Origin of the sequence: Rhodococcus sp. B50, from assembly GCF_013602415.1 — a bacterium.
In the GTDB taxonomy this organism is placed as follows: Bacteria; Actinomycetota; Actinomycetes; order Mycobacteriales; family Mycobacteriaceae; genus Rhodococcus.
Genome location: NZ_WPAG02000002.1, coordinates 4,766,930 through 4,789,011, shown reverse-complemented (window position 1 = coordinate 4,789,011; position 22,082 = coordinate 4,766,930). Strand labels below are relative to the sequence as shown.

Annotated in this window: 1 protein-coding gene (cut by a window edge); it reads right to left on the bottom strand. The window is 70.0% G+C overall.

Annotated elements, in window-relative coordinates; translation table 11 throughout:
- A protein-coding gene (locus GON09_RS22325; RefSeq protein ID WP_213933782.1) for a non-ribosomal peptide synthase/polyketide synthase crosses the window boundary here: on the bottom strand, positions 1-22,082 show its 5' portion. It extends 8,452 nt beyond the left edge of the window; the window shows 22,082 of its 30,534 coding nt (coding positions 1-22,082); the start codon lies at positions 22,080-22,082; its stop codon lies beyond the left edge, outside the window.

Sequence of the window (22,082 nt, the reverse complement as noted above, 5' to 3'; positions counted from 1 at the left end):
GTCACCGGACCACTCTCGACGTGGCGGAGATCGAGCGTGTCGACGGTCAGGGAGCGGATGCCGTCCGGTACCGGGAAGCCGTTTCGTTCGGTCGTAAGGACGACGACGGGGGCGGTGACCTCGAGGACGTACTCGTTTCGCGCGGCGGGCAGATCGGGGTCGATCGGTACGTAGGCGCCGCCGGCCTTGACGGTTGCGTACATCGCGACCAGCAGGTCCAGCGACCGTGCCATCGCGAGACCCACTGTGGTCTCCGGGCCGACGCCCACCTCGATGAGGTGACGCGCCAGCCGGTTCACCTCGGCGTCGAACTCGGCGTAGGTCAGGGTTCGGTCACCGGCGATCACGGCAGCCGCGTCGGGTGTACGGGCGACCTGTGCGTCGAACAGGTCGACCAGGGTCCTGTCGGCGACCGGGACGAACGCACTCTCGTGGCCGGGCGTCAGCAGTCGTGCGCGCTCGGCGGGGTCGAGGATCTCGACGTCGCCGATCCGGCGGGTTGGTTCGGCCGTCACCGCGGCCAGCACCCGGGTCAGCCGATCCGCCCACGCGGCGATCGTCGAATCGTTGAAGAGGTCTGTCGCATAGATGAATTCCGCTGTCAATCCCGAGGGCCGCCCAGCATCGTCGTAGGACTCCCCCACGGTCAGCTGCAGGTCGAAGCGTGCTTCGGCGAAGTCCGTGTCGAGTGCGGAGATGGTCAGCTCGTCGAGTTCGAACGTCGACTGCTGCATGTTCTGGAAGACGAGCATGACCTGGAACAGCGGTGTCCGCGATTGCGAGCGGGGCGGATCGAGCACCTCGACGAGTCGCTCGAACGGCACGTCCGCGTTGCCGAAGGCGCCGAGGTCCGTGTCGCGCACCTGCGCGAGCAGATCCGCGAACGACAGAGACGGATCGACGTCGTTGCGCAATACCAGCGTGTTGACGAACATGCCGATCAGGTCGTCGAGTTCGGCCTCCCCGCGACCCGCGACAGGCGTGCCGATGGTGACGTCGCGTGTGCCCGCGAGTTTCGCGAGCAGAACGGCGAGCGCCGCGTGCACCACCATGAACGTCGTGGCGTTGTGCTCACGTGCGAGACGCTGCAGCGCCCCTACGGTGGCGGCATCGATCTCGAAGGTGTGGCGCGCACCGCGGTTGGTGGCGACCGGCGGACGCGGATGGTCGAGCGGCAGTTCGAGCGGCTCGGGCAGATCACCGAGTCGTTCGGTCCAGTAGGCCAGTTCGCGTGCGACGAGACTGTCCGGATCGTCCTCGGATCCGAGCAGTTCGCGTTGCCACAGCGCGTAGTCGGCGTACTGCACGGCCAGTGGCGACCACGAGGGGGCTTCCCCGCGGCGGCGCGCGTCGTAGGCGACCATCACGTCGCGGGTCAGCGGGCCCATCGAGAAACCGTCGGCGGCAACATGATGCACGACGAAGACGAGGACGTACTCGTCGTCACCGACCAGATAGAGGCGGGTACGGACCGGCACCTCCGCCGTGACGTCGAACCCTGCGTTCACGAATTCGACGACGGTAGGCAGAATGTCGATCTCGTCGATCGGCACGGGTGTGACGTCCGGTCGCACTCGGGAGACGGGCAGCACGACCTGGTGTCCGACACCGTCGGCTTCCGGGTAGACGGTGCGCAGGATTTCGTGGCGCGCGAACAGATCCGCGACGGCATCTTCCAAGGCCTTCAGGTCCAGCGATCCGGTGAGGCGGATGGCGACCGGGATGTTGTACGCGGCGGAGTCGGGGTCGAGACGGTTGAGGAACCACATCCGCTGCTGCGCGAGCGACAGCGGCACCGAGTCGGGTCGCGGCTGCGCCTGCAGTGCCGGGCGGCCACCGGATCCGGCGTGTTCCTCGGCCCGCACGGCCAGTGCTGCCACGGTGGGTGCCTCGAACAGCACGCGCAGCGGGACCCGCGCGTCGAGCGCGGTCGCGAGTCGTGCGATCACCTGGGTGGCGACCAGCGAGTTGCCGCCGAGTTCGAAGAAGTCGTCGTCCGCACCGACGCGGTCGACGCCGAGCAGGTCGCGGTAGATACCGGCGACGATCTCCTCGATCGGGGTGGACGGCGCGCGGTACACACGCATCGCGACCTCGGGTACCGGTAGCGCCTTCCGGTCGATCTTGCCGTTCGCGTTGAGCGGCAGGGCGTCCAGAATCATGACGATCGACGGCACCATGTAGCTCGGAAGGCTCTGTGCGAGTGCGTCCTTCACCGAATCCTCGCGCAGGGAGTCGTCACCGGTGAGGTAGGCGACGATCCGGTCGCCGGTGTGCGGGTCGCTGTGTACGACCGTCACGGCCTGCGCCACGCCTGGCTGTGCCCGCAACGCGGTGTCGATCTCGCCGAGTTCGATGCGGAAACCGCGGAGCTTGACCTGGAAGTCGGCGCGGCCGCGGTAGTCGAGGGTGCCGTCCTCGTTCCACGCGACGACGTCACCGGTGCGGTAGAGGCGTTCACCGGAACCGAACGGGTCGGCGACGAACCGGTCGGCGGTGAGATCGGGGCGTCCGGCGTAGCCGCGCGCGAGCTGGGCACCCGCGAGATAGAGCTCGCCTGTCACACCCACCGGCACGGGGCGGAGGCGCCCGTCGAGGACGTAGACGCGGGTGTTCCACTCCGCAGCGCCGATCGGCACCGAGTCGGTGTCGGCATCGGTGACGGCGTGGTCGGTCACAGACACGGCGGCCTCGGTCGGCCCGTACAGGTTGACCAGCTCGACGTCGGGGTGGAGCGAGCGGAAGCGCTGCGCAAGCGCGGGGGGCAGCGCCTCACCGATCGCGAGGACGCGCCGCACCGACGGGCTCAGTGCACCGCCGGCGGTGTCGAGCAGCGCCTCGAGCATCGACGGCACGACGTGCAGGGTCGTCACCGACTTCTGGCGCATGACCGCGTCGAGATATGCCGGGTCGCGGTGACCGTCAGGTGCTGCAACAGCGAGGCGCCCACCCGAGACGAGCGCCGACCAGAACTCCCACACCGACAGGTCGAACGTCGCCGCCGTCTTGAGCAGTGCAGCGTCGTCGGAGGACAGACCGAAATGTTCCGTCTTCCAGAGCAACTGGTTGGCGATCGCCGCGTGCGGCACCGCGACCCCCTTGGGGCGCCCGGTGGAACCCGACGTGAAGATGACGTAGGCGGGGTGCTGCGGGTGGAGCGGAGCGCGGCGTTCGATGTCGCGCACCGGGCTGTCGTCGAGCGCGTCGAGTTCGGGGGCGTCGACGTGCACGACGAGGCGACCGCCGGCATCGAAGTCGTCGTCGCGACCGGTCAACACACATACGGGGTCGGCGACCGACAGGATGTAGTCGATCCGCTCGCGCGGGTGGTCGGGGTCGAGCGGGACGTACGCGCCGCCGGCCTTCGCGACGGCGTACATGCCCACAAGCAGCTCGACGGAGCGGCGCATCCCCAACGCGACAGCCGTCTCGGGCCCCACACCGAGGTCGATCAGGTGACGGGCAAGACGGTTGACCCGCCGGTCGAACTCGCGGTAGGTGAGGGTGCCGGTCTCGTGATCGAGCGCGATGACGTCCGGCCGGGCCGCGACCTGTGCGTCGAACAGCGACACCAACGTCCCGGCGGGAACGTCGTGTCGAGTGTCGTTCCACTCCTGCAGGATCCGCGTGCGCTCGGTGGTGTCCAGGATGTCGAGATCACCGACGGGACGGTCGGGTTCGGCGACGACACTGTCGAGCAACCGGACGAAGCGATCGACGAACACGCGGGCGGTCGACTCGTCGAACAGCGCCGACGCGTAGGTGAGGTAGCCGACGATGCCGGTGGGTGTGCCCGACTCGTCGTAGCGGTCCTGGACGATCCAATGCAGGTCGAACTGCGAGGTGTCGTGTTCGAGGTCGACGAGGGCGACGTCGAGTCCGGGCAGCGCGAGGGTGCCCTGCTCGAAGTTCTGGAACGAGAAGCCCACCTGGAACAGCGGATGCCGTGCGGTGGAGCGCTGCGGGTTGAGCACCTCCACGAGTCGTTCGAACGGCACGTCGGCATGTGCGAAGGCCCGCAGATCGGTTTCGCGAACTACAGCGAGCAGATCGTCGAAGGTCAGCGCGCCGGACACCCGGGTGCGCAGCACGAGCGTGTTGACGAACATGCCGATCAGATCGTCGAGTTCGCGCTCGCCGCGACCCGCGATGGGCGTGCCGACCGCGATGTCGTCGCTGTCGGACAGTCGCGCGAGCAGCACCGACAGGGCCGCGTGCACGGCCATGAACAGCGTGGCATGACGGCTCTGGGCGAGGTCGACGAGCCGGGCGTGGAGATCGGCGTCGATGCGGATCTCGACGCGTCCGCCCTCGTAGGACTGCACGGCGGGTCGCCGGCGGTCGGTCGGCAGCGACAGCTGGTCGGGCAGCCCGGCGAGGGCACCGCGCCAATAGTCGAGTTGTTGCGACACCAGCGAGTCGGGATCGTCCTCGGACCCGAGCACACGACGCTGCCACAGCGCGTAGTCGGCGTACTGCACCGGTAGGGGCGCCCACTCGGGCTCGGAGCCGGTGAGAGCAGACGTGTAGGCGACGAGCAGGTCGCGCACCATCGGGGCGATCGAGAAGCCGTCGCCCGAGATGTGGTGCACGACCATCGCGAGGACGTAGTCGTCCACGCCGAGTTCGAAGAGCCCGATGCGCAGCGGTACGTCGGTGGTGACGTCGAAGCGGCCGGTCGCGAACGGCGCGACCGCCGCGAGCAGAGCGTCGTCCCCACCTGTGACGGCGTGGACCTCGATATCCGGCACGGCGTCGGCGGCGGGCAGCACCACCTGCACCGGCCCGTCCGGGCTGTCGGGGTAGACGGTCCGCAGCGATTCGTGCCGCGCGACGACGTGCGCGACCGCGACCTGCAGCAGATCGACGTCGACCGAACCCGACAGGCGGATCGCCATCGGCAGGTTGTACGCCGCCGAGTCGGGATCGAAACGGTTGAGGAACCACATCCGCTGCTGGGCGAGCGACAGCGGCACCCGCTCGGGTCGCTCCCCCGCGACGAGCGCGGGTCGCGGAGCCCGCCCACCGTGCTCGGCCACCGCGGCGGCGAGCGCTTCGACGGTGGGGTGTTCGAACAGGGTGCGCAGCGGGATATCCGCACCGAGCGCGGCACCGATGCGAGCGATGACGCGGGTCGCGATCAGCGAGTTGCCGCCGAGCGCGAAGAAGTCGTCGTCGAGACCGACCCGCTCCACCTCGAGCACCTCGGCAATCGCAGCAGTAACGGCCCGTTCCGTCGGGGTGACGGGAGGACGGAACTCCCGCATCGCCGCGACGGGTTCGGGCAGGGCGCGGCGGTCGAGCTTGCCGGACGCGTTGAGCGGCAACGCGTCGAGCACCATGAGGACGTCGGGCACCATGTACCGCGGCAGCGACCTGCCGACCGCCGCACGCGCGGCCTCGACGTCGATGCTCGCGCCGGACGACGGGACGACGTAACCGACGAGCTGCTGTCCGTGGTCCCCGCCGTGCACGACCATCACGGCCTGGGTGATGTCCGGCAGTGCGGTCAGAGCACTCTCGATCTCGCCGAGTTCGATGCGCAGACCACGGACCTTGACCTGGAAGTCGGTGCGGCCCAGGAAATCCAGGTCGCCGCTCGGCAGTATCCGGACGAGATCACCGGTGCGGTAGAGACGTCCGCCTCCGGGCGCGGCGACGAACCGTTCGGCCGTGAGATCGGGGCGCCCGTGGTAGCCACGCGCGATCTGCACTCCCCCGAGGTAGAGCTCACCGGGCACTCCGACCGGCGCCGGATTCAGTCGTGCGTCGAGGACGTGCACGGTGGTGTTGCGGATCGGCCGGCCGATCGGGACGCTGCCCGCATGCTCTCCATCGACCCGCAGAACCGTTGCGGTGACGGCGGTTTCGGTAGGACCGTAGGTGTTGTCGAGTGCCGCGTGCGACCGCGCGGCGAAGTCGGCGGCAAGATCGGCCGGCAGGGCTTCACCACCGACCGACAGGTAGCGCAACGACTTCGGGAGTTCCAGTGCCGGATCGGCGAGGAACACCGCGAGCATCGACGGAACGAACTCGAGGATGCTCACGCGCTCCTCGCGCGACACGCGTGCCAGGTAGGCGGGGTCGCGGTGCCCACCCGGTACGGCGACGACGAGCCGGGCCCCGACCTGCAAGGGGTAGAACAACTCCCACACCGACGCGTCGAACGTGATCGGTGTCTTGTGGAGCGCGGCGTCGCCGGCGCCGAGGTCGTATCGCTCGCGCATCCACGTTATCTGGTTCGCAGCCGAACGATGGCTCACCGCAACACCCTTCGGACGTCCGGTGGAGCCGGACGTGAAGATGACGTAGGCGGTGTTGTCCGGTCGCAGCGGTGCGACGCGGTCGGCATCGGTGAGCGGCGCATCGGAGGAATCCGACGGAACGTCGATCTCGAGCACCGGCGCTGCGGCGGGCAACGATCCCCGATCGGCCGCGGTGGTGAGCACGACGACGGGCTGCCCGAGGTCGAGCACGTACTCGGTGCGGTCGGCGGGATGTTCGGGGTCGAGCGGAACGTATGCTCCCCCGGCCTGCAGGATCGCGTAGATCGCGACCATCATCTCGAGCGACCGGCCGGTGTACACGCCGACGAGGCTCTCCGGACCCACTCCGAGTCCGACGAGGTGCCGCGCGAGACGGTTGACCCGCGACGCGAACTGCGCGTACGTCAGGGTCGTGTCCTCGAAGATCAGCGCCGGCGCGTCCGGGGTGCGGGCGACCTGCTCGTCGAAGCGGACGAGCAGGGTCTCGTCGACGGAACCCGCATCGGTCGCATTGATGTCGGCGAGCAGACGAATCTCGTCGTCGCCGCGCAGGTCGATGTCGCCGACCGCGACATCCGGTGCGCTCACCGCGGCATCGACGAGCGCGACGAGGCGCTGCGCGGCCTGCGTCATGGTGTGTTCGGTGAACAGGTCGGTGGCGTAGGTGATCGAGCCGTCGATGCCGAGGCGCCGACCGTCGGCGTCGAAGGTCTCCCCGAGGTGGATCTCGAGGTCGAGCTTGGCTCCGGTCGTGCCGGGTTCGACGGTGCTCAGCCGCAGCCCGGGCAGGTCGATCTCCGAGCGGGTGAAGTTGTGCACGACGAGCAGCGTCTGGAACAGCGCGGAGTAGGCCGTGGACCGGACCGGGTCGAGCAGTTCGACGAGCCGCTCGACCGGCACGTCCGGATGCGAGAACGCCGCGAGATCGACGTCGCGCACCTGGTCGAGGATCTCGTCGAAGGTGGCGCCGGCATCGATGCGGGTGCGCAGCACGAGGGTGTTGCCGAACATGCCGACGAGGTCGTCGAGGGCTTCCTCGCCGCGACCGGCGATCTGGGTGCCGATCGGGATGTCGCTGCTCCCCGACCAGCGGGCCAGCAGCACCGCGACGGCAGCGTGGGCAAGCATGAACAGCGTGATGCCGCGTTCGCGGGTGAACTGTTCGACGCGGTCGGCGAGCTCGGCGTCGAGGGCGATCGGGACGGTCGCGCCTCGCGACGACTGCACGGGCGGACGCGGCCGGTCGGTGGGCAGTTCCACCAGGTCGGGCAGGTCGGCGAGGGTGTCGGTCCAGTACGCGAGCTGACGGGCGAGCAGCGAGTGCGGGTCGTCCTCGCTGCCGAGCAGCTTCTGCTGCCACAGCGCGTAGTCGGCATACTGGACGCGCAGCGGTGACCAGCCAGGCTCGGCACCTTCGCGGCGCGCGAGATAGGCGGTGACAACGTCGCGCGACAGCGGTGCCTGCGACCCGCCGTCGCTCGCGATGTGGTGGGCGACGACGGCGAGGACGTGCTCGTCGTCGGCGATGCGGAACAATCGTGCACGCACCGGCACGTCGACAGTGAGATCGAAACCGCGCGTGACGAAGTCGGTGAGGGCAGCGGTGATCGCGTCGGCCGCGACGACGTCCGGTCCGATATCGGAGGCGGCCTCCCTGGCGGGCACGATCACCTGGGAGGGCCCGGCGTCGCTGTCGGGGAAGACGGTGCGCAGCGCTTCGTGCCGGTCGAGGACGTCGAGCAGCGAGGCCTGCAGCGCCGACACGTCGAGGTCGCCGCTCAGGCGCAGCACCATCGGGATGTTGAAGGCGGCCGAGCCGGGATCGAAGCGGTTGAAGAACCACATGCGCTGCTGCTGGAGCGACAGCGGGATGCGGGCGGGTCGCTCGACGGCGACGAGCTCGGGACGACCGCCGGAACCGGCAGTGCGCGCCACCGCAGCGGCCAGCGCGGCAACCGTCGGAGCGTCGAAGACGGTGCGCACGGGCACCGTGGTGTGCAGGGCGGCACCGAGCCGCGCGACGAGTTGGGTCGCGTTGAGCGAGTTGCCGCCGAGCGCGAAGAAGTCGTCGTCGAGGCCCACGCGGTCGACACCGAGCAGGTCGGCGTAGACCGACGCGACCGTCTGCTCCACCGGCGTCTCGGGAGCACGGAAGGCGCGCGCCTCGAAACCGGGGACGGGCAGCGCTTTCCGATCGAGCTTGCCGTTGACGGTGATCGGCAGTGCGTCGAGCACGAGGATCTGCGTGGGCACCATGTACGACGGCAGTTCGTCGGCGAGCCGATCGCGCAACGCCTGCGGATCGGCTGCGGCACCGGTCGCCGGGACGACATAGCCGATGAGCCGGTCACCGGTCCGCGTGTCGCTGTGCAGGACGACGACGGCCTGGGCCACGTCGTCGGCTCGGCTCAGGGCCGCTTCGATCTCACCGAGTTCGATGCGCAGGCCACGCACCTGTACCTGAGCGTCGCTGCGGCCGACGAAGTCGAGCTCGCCGGTCGCGGTGCGGCGCACGAGGTCGCCCGTGCGGTACATGAGTCCGCTGGTGAAGGGATTCGCGACGAAACGCGCCGCCGTGAGCCCCGGCTGCGCGTTGTAGCCGCGCGCGAGGCCGGCACCCGACAGGTACAGCTCTCCGATGACGCCGTCGGGCACGGGATGCAGACGCGCGTCGAGGACGACGGCGCCGGCACCCTCGATGGGCGCACCGATGGTGATGCGGTCGCCGGGGGTGAGCGGCGCGGTCTCGGTGATGATGATGGTGGTCTCGGTGGGACCGTAGCTGTTGACGAAACGGCAGACGGGACCGAACTTCTCGACGAGTTCCGGCGGGCACACATCGCCGCCGATCACCACGGATTCGAGGTCGGGCAGGTCGTCGGGAGTCACGGTGCCGAGCGCAGCGGGCGCGGTGATGACGTGGGTGATGCGTTCGCGTCGCACCAGGTCGGTCAGTTCGACACCGGCGACGATCTCCGGAGGAGCTATCACCACCGTGGCACCGGCGGAGAACGCCGAGATCTGTTCGAACACCGATGCGTCGAAGCTCGACGACGAGAACCGCAGCATCCGCGAGTCGGCGCTGAGCCCGAGTTCGGGGCGGTGTTCGGCGGTGAACGCCGCGAGACCGCGATGGGTGACGACGACGCCCTTCGGAGTGCCGGTCGAGCCGGACGTGTAGATCATGTACGCCGCCGACTCCGCACTCACCGCTGGCGTCAGCGGCGCAGCAGAATGATCGTCGGCGTCGACACCGAGCCACGGCACATGCGACGGCCCGTCGCCGAGTCCGAGAACGGCACGGGAATCGGTGAGCAGGTATGCGATACGCGCTGCTGGGAGCGCGGGATCGACGGGTACGAACGCCGCGCCGGTCTTGACCACGGCCCACAGCGCGACGACGGCGTCGAGGCTACGCGGGAACGACAGTGCCACCACAGTTTCCGGACCGGCGCCGTGGTCGACCAGCTTGTGTGCGAGCCGGTTGGATGCGCGGTCGAGTTCCGTGTAGGTGAGCTGCCGGTCGCCGTCCACCACGGCGACCCCGTCCGGGTTCGCCGCGACACCGGCAGCGAGGATCTCCGGGAAGGTCTTCTGCGGCAACGGTGCAGGAACAGACCATCCCAACGCCCGATCGGTCTCGGGATCCGACAGGAGCGCAATGTCGCCGACGGCAGCGGTCGGGTCGGCTGTACTCGCGTCGAGCACCTGCACCCACCGAGCCGCGAGGCCGGCGGCGGTCGCCTCGTCGAACAGGTCGGTCGCGTAGGTGAGTTCGGCGATCAGTCCGCCGCTCTCGTCCTCACGCAGCGCGATGTCGACGTCGAACTTCGCGATGGCGAGATCCGCTTCGAGCGGTTCGACCCGCAGCCCGGGCAGTTCGAATTCGCCGATGCCCTGGTTCTGCAGCGACAGCGCGACCTGGAACAGCGGCGAATGGCTCTGCGAGCGCACCGGATCGACGGCCTCGACCACCTGGTCGAACGGCACGTCGGCATGAGAGAAGGCTGCGAGGTCGGCGGTGCGGACCTGTTCGAGGAACTCCGCGAACGAGCTCGCGGGATCGATGCGGGTGCGCAGCACGAGGGTGTTGACGAACATGCCGACGAGGTCGTCGAGGGCACGATCGCCACGACCGGCGACGGGCGTGCCGACCGACACGTCGTCGGTGTTGCCGAGACGCGCGAGCAACACGGCGAGCGCGGCGTGCAGCACCATGAAGCGGGTCGCGCCGTGGGCGTGGGCGAGCCGGTCGATGCGGGTGAGCACGTCGGGTGCGATCCGGAAGCCGGTGTCGGCGCCCCGGTAGGACGCCGCCGCGGGTCGCGGCCGATCGGCGGGTAGCTCGAGAACGGCCGGGGTGTCGTCGAGGACGGCGGTCCAGTAGGCGAGCTGTTGGACGATCGGCGCCTGCGGATCGCGCGGGTCGCCGAGCACGGTCCGCTGCCACAGCGCGAAGTCGGCGTACTGCACCGGCAGCGGTTCCCAGGACGGCGGCACATCGTCGAGGCGTGCGGAGTAGGCGACGAGGACGTCGCGGGCGAGCGGAACGGTCGACGCACCGTCGGCACTGATGTGGTGGACGACCACCACGAGCACGTGCGAACTGTCGTTCTCCCGGAACAGCGCTCCACGAATGGGGACCTCGCGGGTGACGTCGAAGCCGCGTCCCAGCACCTCGGCGATCGCGGCGTGCACCGCGTCGGCGTCGGGTGTGGCGATCGGGGTGAGGTCGAGCGGCACTTCTCGAACATCCAGAAGCTGCTGCGCCGGTCCGTCCTCGTGTTCCGGGAACACCGTCCGCAACGCTTCGTGCCGGTCGAGCACGTCGCGCACGGCGGCGGTGAGGGCATCGACGTCGAGGTCGCCGCGCAGGCGCACCGCGAGCGGAATGTTGTAGAGCGGCGACGACGGATCGAAGCGGTTGAGGAACCACATGCGCTGCTGGGCGTACGACAGCGGCACCCGTTCGGGGCGCTCCTGCGGCACGAGCGGCACCCGCTCCCCGGTACCGAGGTGCGAGCCGGCGGTCTCGGCCAGCGCCTGCACGGTCGATCCCTCGAACACCGCGCGCACCGGCACCGTGGTGCCGAGCGCCTCCCCAATCCGGGCCACCAAACGGGTCGCGATGAGCGAGTTGCCGCCGAGCGCGAAGAAGTCGTCGTCGAGGCCCACGCGTTCGACGCCGAGAAGTTCGGCGACGATCTCGGCCACCGTCTCCTCGACGGGGTTGGTGGGGGCACGGAACTCGCGGGTGACCGGGTCGGGTGCGGGCAGGGCCGTGCGGTCGAGTTTGCCGTTGACTGTGACGGGCACCGTCTCGATCGGCACGATCTGCGAAGGCACCATGTACGACGGCAGGACGTCGGCGACGGCGCTGCGCAGCGCATCGGCGTCGACATCGGCGCCGATCCGGGGTACCACGTAGCCGACGAGCCGTTCGCCGGTGTGGGCGTCGCGGTAGACGTCCACGACGGCGTGCGCAACGCTGCCCTGACGGCTCAGCACCGCTTCGATCTCGCCGAGCTCGATGCGCAGACCGCGAAGCTTGACCTGCGCGTCGCTGCGGCCGACGAAGTCGAGTTCGCCCGAGACGTGTCGGCGCACGAGGTCGCCCGTGCGGTACATCAGCCCACCGGTGAAGGGATTCGCGACGAACCGCGAGGCCGTCATGCCGGGCCGGTCGTGGTAGCCACGGGCCAAGGCCTGCCCCGCCAGATACAGCTCACCCAGCACTCCGTCGGGCACCGGCTGAAGACGTGCGTCGAGCACGACCGCGCCCGCACCCCGGATGGGCCGTCCGATGGTGATGGCACCGCCCACGACCAGCGGATCGGTCATCGTGATGACGATGGTGGTCTCGGTGGGGCCGTAACTGTTGAAGAACCGGCAGCGCGGCGCGAACCGCTCGACGAGGTCGGGCGGGCACACGTCGCCACCGACCACGACGGCCTCGAGGTCCGGCAGTCTCGCGGCGTCGACGCCACCGAGCGCGGCCGGCGCGGTAAGTACGTGGGTGACGTTGTGGCGCAGCAGGAATGATTCGAAGTCGGCGCCGGCGACGATCTCGGGCGACGCGACCACCATCGTCGCTCCCGCCCCGAAGGCCGCAAGCATCTCGAACACCGACGCGTCGAAGCTCGCCGACGAGAACCGCAGCACCCGCGACTGCGCGGTAAGCCCGAGTTCGCTGCGGCACTCGGCAGTGAACGCGTTGAGTCCGCGGTGGGTGACCACGACACCCTTCGGGGTGCCGGTCGATCCGGAGGTGTAGATCATGTAGGCCGCGAAATCGGGTACGACGCCGACGCCGACGGCCTCGGTAGAGGCGGCAGCACATCGGTCGACAACATCCCCGGAATCCACAGAGAGCCAGGAGAAGTCGACCGACGGAGCGACATCGCTCATCGTCAGGCCGAAGGCAGCACCCGAGTCCGAGAGCATGAAGGCGATGCGGTCGACGGGGAGCTTCACGTCGATCGGCACGAAGGCCGCGCCGGTCTTCGCGACCGCCCACACCGCGACCAGCGATTCGATGGTCCGTTCGAAGGCCAGCGCCACAACGGTTTCCGGCCCGGCACCCTCGGCGACGAGGACGCGGGCCAGCGCGTTGGAACGCTCGTCGAGTTCGCGGTAGGTGAGCTGCCGAGTCTCGTCCATCACCGCAACGCCGTGCGGCGACGCGACGACACCGGCGGCGAGGATGTCGGGCAGCGTCCGGATCCGGATCGGTTCGGGCCGGGCCGCGTCGAGTGCTCGTGCGGTCTCGCCGGAATCGAGATAGGGCAGGTCCCCGACAGGGGTGCGCGGGTCGTCGAGGAGCAGCGCCAGCGTGCGGTTCCAGCGCTCGGCGGTGCGGGCGGCGGTGGATGCGTCGAACAGGTCGGTGGCGTAGGTGAGGGTGCCGGCCAGGGCGCCGGCGTCGTCGCGGAGCGTGAACTCGAGGTCGAACTTGGCGATGCCGAAATCGGGCACGATCGGTTCGACCCGCAGCCCGGGCAGTTCGAGGTCGCTGGGGTGCGCTTCCTCGACCGACAGCGCGACCTGGAACAGCGGTGCGCTGTTCTGCGAGCGCACGGGGTCGACGGCTTCGACGACCTGCTCGAACGGCACCTGGACGTGTGCGAAGGCATCGAGGTCGATGTCGCGGACGGCGGCCACGATCTCGTCGAAGCCCGCGGCCGGGTCGACGGGTGTCCGCAGCACGAGGGTGTTGACGAACATGCCGATGAGGTTGTCGAGGCGCCGGTCGCCGCGACCGGCGACCGGCGTGCCCACCGACACGTCGTCGGTTGCACCGAGCCGCGCGAGCAGCACGACGAGCGCGGCGTGCAGCACCATGAACCGGCTCACGCCGTGGTTCCGGGCGTAGTCGTCGAGGCGTCGGACGATGTCGGCGTCGACGGTGAACGGCACCGCCGCGCCCCGGAACGACGAGCTCGCGGGTCGCGGCCGGTCGGTCGGTAGCTCGAGGACGGCGGGCGAACCAGCGAGAGTGGTGGTCCAGTAGTCGAGTTCGCGCGCGGCGATCTCGGTGGGTTCGCCCGGTGCGCCGAGCAACTCGCGCATCCACAGCGCGTAGTCGGCGTACTGCAGCGGCAGCGGCTCCCACATCGGTGCCCGCCCCGTTGCCCGTGCCGAGTAGGCGAGCACGAGGTCGGTGGCGAGGACCTGGGTGGACCAGCCGTCGATGGCGATGTGGTGCACGACCATCACGACGACGTGGCTGCCGTCGACACACTCGAGCAGCGTCAGTTCCAGCGGCGGTTCGACGGTGATGTCGAACCCGCGTGCCGTGAGCTTCCGGAGGCGTTCCGAGAGGTCGGATTCCGCGACCGTCTCGGTGTCGGCCACGAGCACGGGCCGATCGCGCAGCGCATCGTCGACGGACAGGATGTTCTGGTACGGCCCGGCACCGGAGTCCGGGTAGATCGTGCGCAGCGTCTCGTGCCGATCGAGGATGTCGACAACCGCGGCGCGCAGGGCATCGAGGTCGAGATCGCCGCGCAGCCGCAGGGCGGCGCTGACGTTGTAGGCGCCGGAGCCGGGATCGAAGCGGTTCACGAACCACATGCGGGTCTGTGCCGGGGACAGCGGAATCCGGTCGGGGCGCGGACCGGCCGTCGGGACGGTCTGCCCGTCCCCGGTGCCGCGCACACGGTCGACGGCGGCGGCGAGGCCTTCGACGGTGGGATCGTCGAACAGCGCGCGGATCCCGATGGTCGCGCCGAACGTCTCGTTGACACGGGCGATCAGCCGGGTTGCGCCGAGGGAGTTTCCGCCGAGCCGGAAGAAGTTCGACGACGCCCCCACCTGCTCGACCTCGAGCAGCTCACCCATGATGCGGGCGACGACCACCTCGGTGTCGGTGCGCGGCGCGATGTAGGCGGCGGTGGCGTCGACGTCGGGTTCCGGCAGGGCCGCTCGGTCGATCTTGCCGTGTGCGGTGACGGGCAGTTCGTCGAGCAGCACGAGCACCGACGGCACCATGTGCCGGGGCACACGGTCGGCGACGGTGGCGAGCACCGCGTTCTCGTCCGGGCCGTCCCCGGTGGCGACGGCGTAGGCGGCGAGATGGTCGCCGTGCCGGCCGGTGCGCAGGGTGACGACGGCCTGTGTGATGCCGGGGTGCGCGAGCAGCGCGCTCTCGATCTCGCCCAGTTCGACGCGCTGACCGTTGAGTTTCACCTGGAAGTCGGTGCGGCCGAGGTAGTCGAGTTCGCCGTCGCGGTTCCACCGCACGCGGTCGCCGGTTCGGTACATCCGATCACCGGAGTTCCCGAAGACGTTCGCGACGAAGCGGTCTGCGGTGACGGCGGCACCGGCCTGGTAGCCGCGGGCGACCTGCGTGCCCACCACGTACAGCTCGCCCGGCACCCCGACGGGAACCGGACGCAGCGCGGAGTCGAGGACCAGGAAGCGGGTGTTCCACACGGGCCGGCCGAGCGGCACCTGTTCGGCGTCGTCACGACCCGCTACCCGGTGCGCGACCTGCACGGTCGTCTCCGTGGGCCCGTAGAGGTTGTGCACTTCGGCGCCGAGCACCTCGCGCACCCGGACAGCGGTCGTCGACCGGAGTGCTTCACCACCGGAGAACACCGCGCGCAACGACGACGCGTCGATCCCGGCATGCTCCACCTCGGCGACGAACAGATCCAGCACCGACGGCACGAACTGCGCGATGGTGACGCCTTCGCGGTGGACGACGGAGGCGAGATAGGCGGGGTCGGCGTGCCCGTCGCGGTCGGCGATCACCAGGCGCGACCCGCTCTGCAGCGGCAGGAACAACTCCCATACCGACGCGTCGAAGGTGACCGGCGTCTTGTAGAGCACGGCGTCGGAGGCGTCGGGCGCGAAAGCCGAGCGCATCCACGCGAGCTGGTTGTGCAGCGCTCCGTGCGTCACCGCGACACCCTTGGGCCGGCCGGTGGAGCCGGAGGTGAACAGCACGTAGGCGAGGTTGCCGGGCCGGAGCGTGGGTCGTTCGTCGCCGGTCAGCGGGTCGCCGGAGTAGCCGTCGGCCTCGGACACATCGAGCACCCGCAGGTCGGCGGGCAGCCCGTGGCGGGTCTCGTCGGTCGCGAGCACGAGGTGCGGTGCGGCCGTGGCGAGGACGTGGGCGGTGCGCTGTGCGGGCTGGTCGGGGTCGACCGGTACGTACGCACCACCCGCGACGAGCACGGCGTAGATCGCCACGAGCTGGTCGTACGACCGCGGAACATCCACGGCGACAAGAGTTTCCGGAACCACACCCTCGGACAGAAGTGCGCGGGCGAGCCGATACACGTCTGCGGCGAACTCCGCGTAGGTCAGCACCGCCCCGTCGGCCACCACTGCCGGCGCGCTCGGCCGCAGCGCGACCTGCCGTTCGAACTCTGCGACGACGTCGCCGCCGGGCACCGAATGCGCGGTGCGATTCCAGGAGTCGAGCACTCGTTCGCGTTCGCCGGGCAGGAACACGTCGACGTCGCCGACGACGCCATCCGGCTGCGAAGCGACGAACTTCAGGATCCGGGTGAAGCGCCTGGCGAGTTCGTCGACGGTCTCGGCGTCGAATACGTCGGTGCGGTAGCGCACGCTCAGCCGCAGGTGCGGTTCGAGCAGCGCCATCAGCGAGAGCGGATAGTGCGTGGCGTCGCGCGCGTCGAGGTCGGTGACGCGCATGCCCGCGATGTCGGTGTTCTCGTCGAACCCGGCGCGGTCGACGGGATACGACTCGAAGACGGTCAGCGTGTCGAAGAGGGTGCCGGCGCCGATGCGGTCCTGGATCGCGCCGAGGCCGACGAACTGCTGGTCGAGCAGGGCGGTCTGCTCGCCCTGCAGGCGCACCACGAGGTCGGCGACGCTCTCGGTCTCGTCGATCCGCACCCGAACCGGGAGGGTGTTGATGAACAGGCCGAGCATGTTCTCGACGTCGGGGAGGTCGGCGGGCCGCCCGGAGACGGTCGCGCCGAACACCGCGTCGCCTGCGCCCCAGTGCCGGGCGAGCAGCAGGCCCCAGGCGGTCTGGACGATGGTGTTGAGCGTCGCACCGGTGCGACGCGACAGCTGTCCGAGGGCGTCGATGTCGTCGGCGCCGAGAGCGATGTCGATCTGGACGGGCGCGTCGTCGACGGCATCGGCCGAGCCGGGCGCGACCAGCGTGGGTTCGTCGAGGTCGGCGAACGCCTCGGCCCACGCGTCGAGGGCCCGTTCGGTGTCCTGCCGGTCGAGCCAGGCCAGGTAGTCGCGGTAGGACACCGGTGCGGGCAGTGCCGCCTGCCCACCGGCGGCATACCCGACGAGGAGTTCGCGCACGAGCAGCGGCATCGACCAGCCGTCGAGCACGATGTGGTGGTTGGTCAGGGCGAGGACGGCGCGCTGTCCGGGGAGCCGGACGAGAACGGCACGCATCAGCGGCGGGCGCGTGAGGTCGAACCGCGCGAATCGTTCCTCGTCGAGGAGTGCACCCAAGGACGACTCGACGTCGGCGGTACCGGTGAGATCGACTTCTCGCCATGGCATCTCGACCTGGTCCAGCACGAGTTGCACCGGGTTTCCGGTGTCATCGTGCACGAACGCCGTCCGCAGCGCGGCGTGGCGGGCCAGGAGGGAGACGAAGGCGCCCTGCCAGCGACCGGTATCGATGTCGCCCGTGAGGTCGAGCCGCAGTTGTGCGGTATAGACGTCGACCGCGTTCACGGACAACGCGGCGTGGAAGGCCAGGCCGCTCTGCAGCGGCGAGAGCGGCCAGATGTCGGTGAGCCGTCCGAAGCGGTTCTCCCACTGCTCGATCTGCTGCTGGTGCGTGTGCACGAGCGGCACGTCGGAGGGGGTGAGGCCGCCGGCGTCGGGTCGCTGCGTGTGCGCGGCCAGGCCGACGAGCGCGTCCTGCCACCGCTCGGCGAGCGCACCGACCGTCTCGGCGGAGATCACCCGCGGCACGTAGGTGAACGATGCGGTGAGGTGCGGGCCGTCGGGTCCGTCGACGACCATGGCGTTGATGTCGACGGCGACCGCCGCGGCCATCTGCGACGTGCGGTTGGGATCGAGGTCGAGTTCGAGTGGCACCCAGCCGATCTCGCAGATCTCGTCGGCGATGTGGCCGGAGGTGAGACGGCCGAGGTAGTTGAACGACACCTGCGCGGTGGGCAGCGCGGCGAGGACCGGCGAGGTCTCCGGGTCGAGGTGCCGCAGGATGCCGTATCCGGCACCGTTGTCCGGGACGGCGGCGAGCTGCTCCTTGACCGTCTTGATCGCGGTGGCGCTCGCGCGCCCTCCGGCGGTGGCGTCGGTGAGGTCGAGATCGTCGGCGAGGTCGATGCGCACGGGATACGCGCTGGTGAACCAGCCGACGGTACGAGCGAGATCGACGGTGCCGGTGGCGTCGAGGTCGCGTCCGTGTCCTTCGAGGGTGAGCAACAGCGACCGCTGTCCGCCCTGGGCGACGGCGAGGGCGAGAGCCGTGAGCAGTCCGTCGGCGGTGCCGCTGCCGTAGAGCTCGGGCAGCCGGGTGAGCACCGCGTCGGTGACGGCGGGGTCGAGGTCGACGCGGACGGTCGCGGTGGTCGCGAGGGTGTCGATCTCCGGATCGAGCGGCGCAGCTCCCGCCAGAGGTACTGCACCACCGAGGGTTTCGGTCCAGTGGTCGATCTCGACCGCACGGTCGCGGGCGGTGTCGTGCAGAGCGTGCGCCCAGCGGCGGTAGGAGGTGCCCACCTCGGGAAGAGTGGGAGTCTGCCCTGCCGCGACCTGCATCCACGCCTGACCGAGGTCGGGCAGCAGTACCCGCCACGACACGCCGTCGACCACGAGGTGGTGCGCGACGAGCAGCAACCGGCCCTGCTCTCCCGCCTCGGCGACGTCGAACCACACGGCCCGCAACACCGGACCGGACCGCGGATCGAGGTCGTGTGCGGCCGAGTCGCATTCGTCGTCGACGAGCGCCTCCGCGGTGGCCGTGTCGGCGACGGGGACGCGGGTGATCCACGCGTCGAGGTCCGGCAGTTCGGCGCGCGTCCACCACTGCCCGTCGCGCAATGTCGAGCGCAGGATGTCGTGCCGGGCGACGACGGCGCCGAGCGCAGCCCGCAGGTGCTCGTGGGTGAGGTCGGCCGGGGTGGACACGAGCACGGCCTGCGCGAAGGTGGAATGGTCTCCGCGACCGAGCATCTCGTGCACGATCGGGGTGATCGGGATCTCGCCCACTCCCCCACCGGGCAGTTCGTCGAGAACGAGGGCGGTCGGGACGGCGGCGGCGACCCGCGCGAGTGCCGCGATCGTCTTGTGCTCGAAGATCTGCCGGGCGGTGATGTGCAGCCCGGCGGCCTTGGCGCGGGCGGCGAACTGCATCGCGACGATACTGTCGGCGCCGAGAGCGAACAGCGAGTCGTCCACGCCGATGCGCTCGACGTCGAGCAGTCCGGCAGCCACCTCGGCGAGGAGGCGTTCGGATTCGGTCTCCGGGGCACGGAATTCGGCGGTGGCGAACTGCGGTGCCGGCAGCGCGGCACGGTCGAGCTTGCCGGCGGGGGTCACCGGGATCTCGGCGAGTTCGACGATCGCGGCGGGCACCATGTGGGACGGCAGGACGCGGGCGACCCCGTCGAGCAGTGCCTGCATGTCGAAAGCCGTGCCGGAGTCCATACGTACGTACGACGCGGGGACCACGGAGCTACCACTGTCGTGCACGACGGTCGTGGCGAAGTCGACGCCGTCCTGGTCGAGCAGGGCGTTGTCGATCTCGCCCAGTTCGATGCGGAAACCGCGGATCTTCACCTGGAAGTCGGAGCGGCCCACGAAATCGAGCTGATGGTCGGGCGTCCACCGCACTTCGTCGCCGGTGCGGTACAGGCGCGTTCCGGGGTCGAAGGGGTTGGCCACGAACCGGTCTGCGGTCTGCCCGGGACGGCGATGGTAGCCGCGGGCGAGCGCCGGTCCGCCGAGATACAACTCGCCGACGAAGCCGACGGGCACCGGTCGCAGGCGACGGTCGAGCACGACGGCGACGACACCGTCGAGGGGACGGCCGATGGTGATCGGGTCTCCGGGGGCAAGGGGCTCGCCGGCGGTGACGACGATCGTCGTCTCGGTGGGGCCGTAACTGTTGGTGAAACGGCAAGTGGGAGCGAATCGTTCGACGAGGTCGGCGGTGCACACGTCGCCGCCGACGACGACGGCCTCGAGGTCGGGGAGCGCGACGGGGTCGACGGTGTTGAGCACGGTGGGCGCCGACACGATGTGTGTGACCCGCTGGGTGCGCAGGACGTCGACGAGTTCGTCGCCGCCGAGGACGTGGGGCGGCGCCACGACCATGGCGGCCCCGGCGCTGAAGGCCTGCAGCATCTCGAAGATCGACGCGTCGAAGCTCGCGGAGGAGAACCGCAGCATCCGTGAGGTGGCGCCCAGGGCGAGCTCGGGGCGGGCGTCGGCGGCGAAGGTCGCGAGCCCGAGATGGGTGACCACCACACCCTTCGGGGTGCCGGTGGAGCCCGAGGTGTAGATCATGTAGGCCGGGTTCTCCGGCACGGCCCGCGAACGCCCTGCACCGACGTCGATGCTCGAGGGGATCGGGTCGTCCACGGCGATCCAGCGGGGCCCGGACGGCAGGTCCATCAAGCGGTCGCGCACGGTGAGTCCGAGCTGCGCGCCGGAATCACGAACCATGTAGGCGATCCGATCACCGGGAAGCGCCGGGTCGATCGGGACGAAGGCCGCGCCGGTCTTCGCGACCGCCCACACCGCGATCAACGCGTCGGCGCTGCGGTCCATGCTCAGGGCCACGAAGGTCTCCGGGGCGGCCCCGGCGTCGACGAGCTGCGCCGCGATGCGATCGGAGAGGTCGTCGAGTTCGCGGTAGGTGACCTGCCGGTCGCCGTCGACGATCGCGACACCGTCGGGATTGCGGCGCACGCCGGCGGCGAGGAAGTCGGCGAACAACCGCGCGGGGTGCGCGGGCCGCCCGCGATACGGGACGAGGCTCTCGCGTTCGTCGTCGTGCAGCACCGGGAGCGTCCCGATGGCGCGGTCGGAGTCGGCGAATTCGGCCAGGTACTCGACGAATCGTGTGTGGTGCGAGCGTAGTTCGTCGATCGTGTACAGGTGGGGGTTGGCTTCGAGGTCGATGTGGGCGGGCTGGCCCGGCGCGCTCGGGTAGATGTTGAGCGAGAGGTCGTCGACCGGGCCGGTGCTCAGCACGTGCCGGCGTCCGACCGAATCGCCGTAACGGATCTCGTGGTCGAACATCATGACGTTGACCGCGGGCCCGAAGAAGCCGCGATCGGTGCTGCCGTAACCGGTGTCGCGGCGCATGTCCTCGTGCCGGTAGCGCTGGTGACGTAGCGCCCCGGTGAATTCGAGCTGCATCCGGTCGATCAGGTCGTCGCGGGTACCGTCCGGTTCGACGGCGACACGGATCGGGACGACGTTGGAGACCATGCCGCCGGATCGGCGCAGGCGCACGGTGGTGCGCGCCGAGACCGGGAGGCTGAGGACCACGTCGGTCTCGCCGGTGACGCGCGCGAGGAAGGCCGCGAAGGCGGCGGCGACGGCCGTCGCGAAGGTCGTGGGCTTCTCGCGCTCGGTGAGCATCCGGTCGATCGCGGCCTCGACGCGCTCGGGCAGCGGCGCGCTGTACCGGACGGGGTGCGGACCGACGGGTGCGGCGCGTCCGGCGAGGCTGATGGGGTGCGGCAGCTCGCGGATGCGTTCGGCCCAGTAGGCGCGGTCGTTCTCGAACCGGGGCGAGGCGCGGTAGCGCTGTTCGTCCTCGACGATCTCCGGCAGCGGGCTCACGTCGAAGCGGGCCGGCTCACGGTGCTGCACCGCGGCGGTGTAGCGCTCGGCGGTGCGCGTGTCGAAGGTGGTCGCCCCGTAACCGTCGAGAGCGATGTGGTGGATCCGGGTGTAGACGACATGGCGGTCGTCGGCGATGCGCAGGACGGCGCACACGATCAACCGGTCCTCGAGCATGTCGAGGGGGGTGCGGTACTCGGCCCGCATCCAGGCGAGCGCCGCTGCTTCGGGATCGTCCTCGTCGCGCAGGTCGAGGATCGTGGCGCGGTCCTCGAGGGTGTGGTCGATGACCTGGCGAGGATGCCCGTCGACCTCGAGGATGCGGAGCATGCCGGTGCCCAGTTCCCGGGCGGTGGCGGCGCCGGCGTCGGCGAAGATCTCCGGATCGAACTCGCCCCGCACGTCGACGTACTGAGCGATGGTCAGCGGGATGTCGCCGAGCAGATGCTGGGCGAACCAGATTCCTCGCTGTGCCGACGAGAGCGCAAATCCGCCGTGGGCCTCCCCGACCTGCGACGTTGCAGGCACATACTGCTGTTCCAC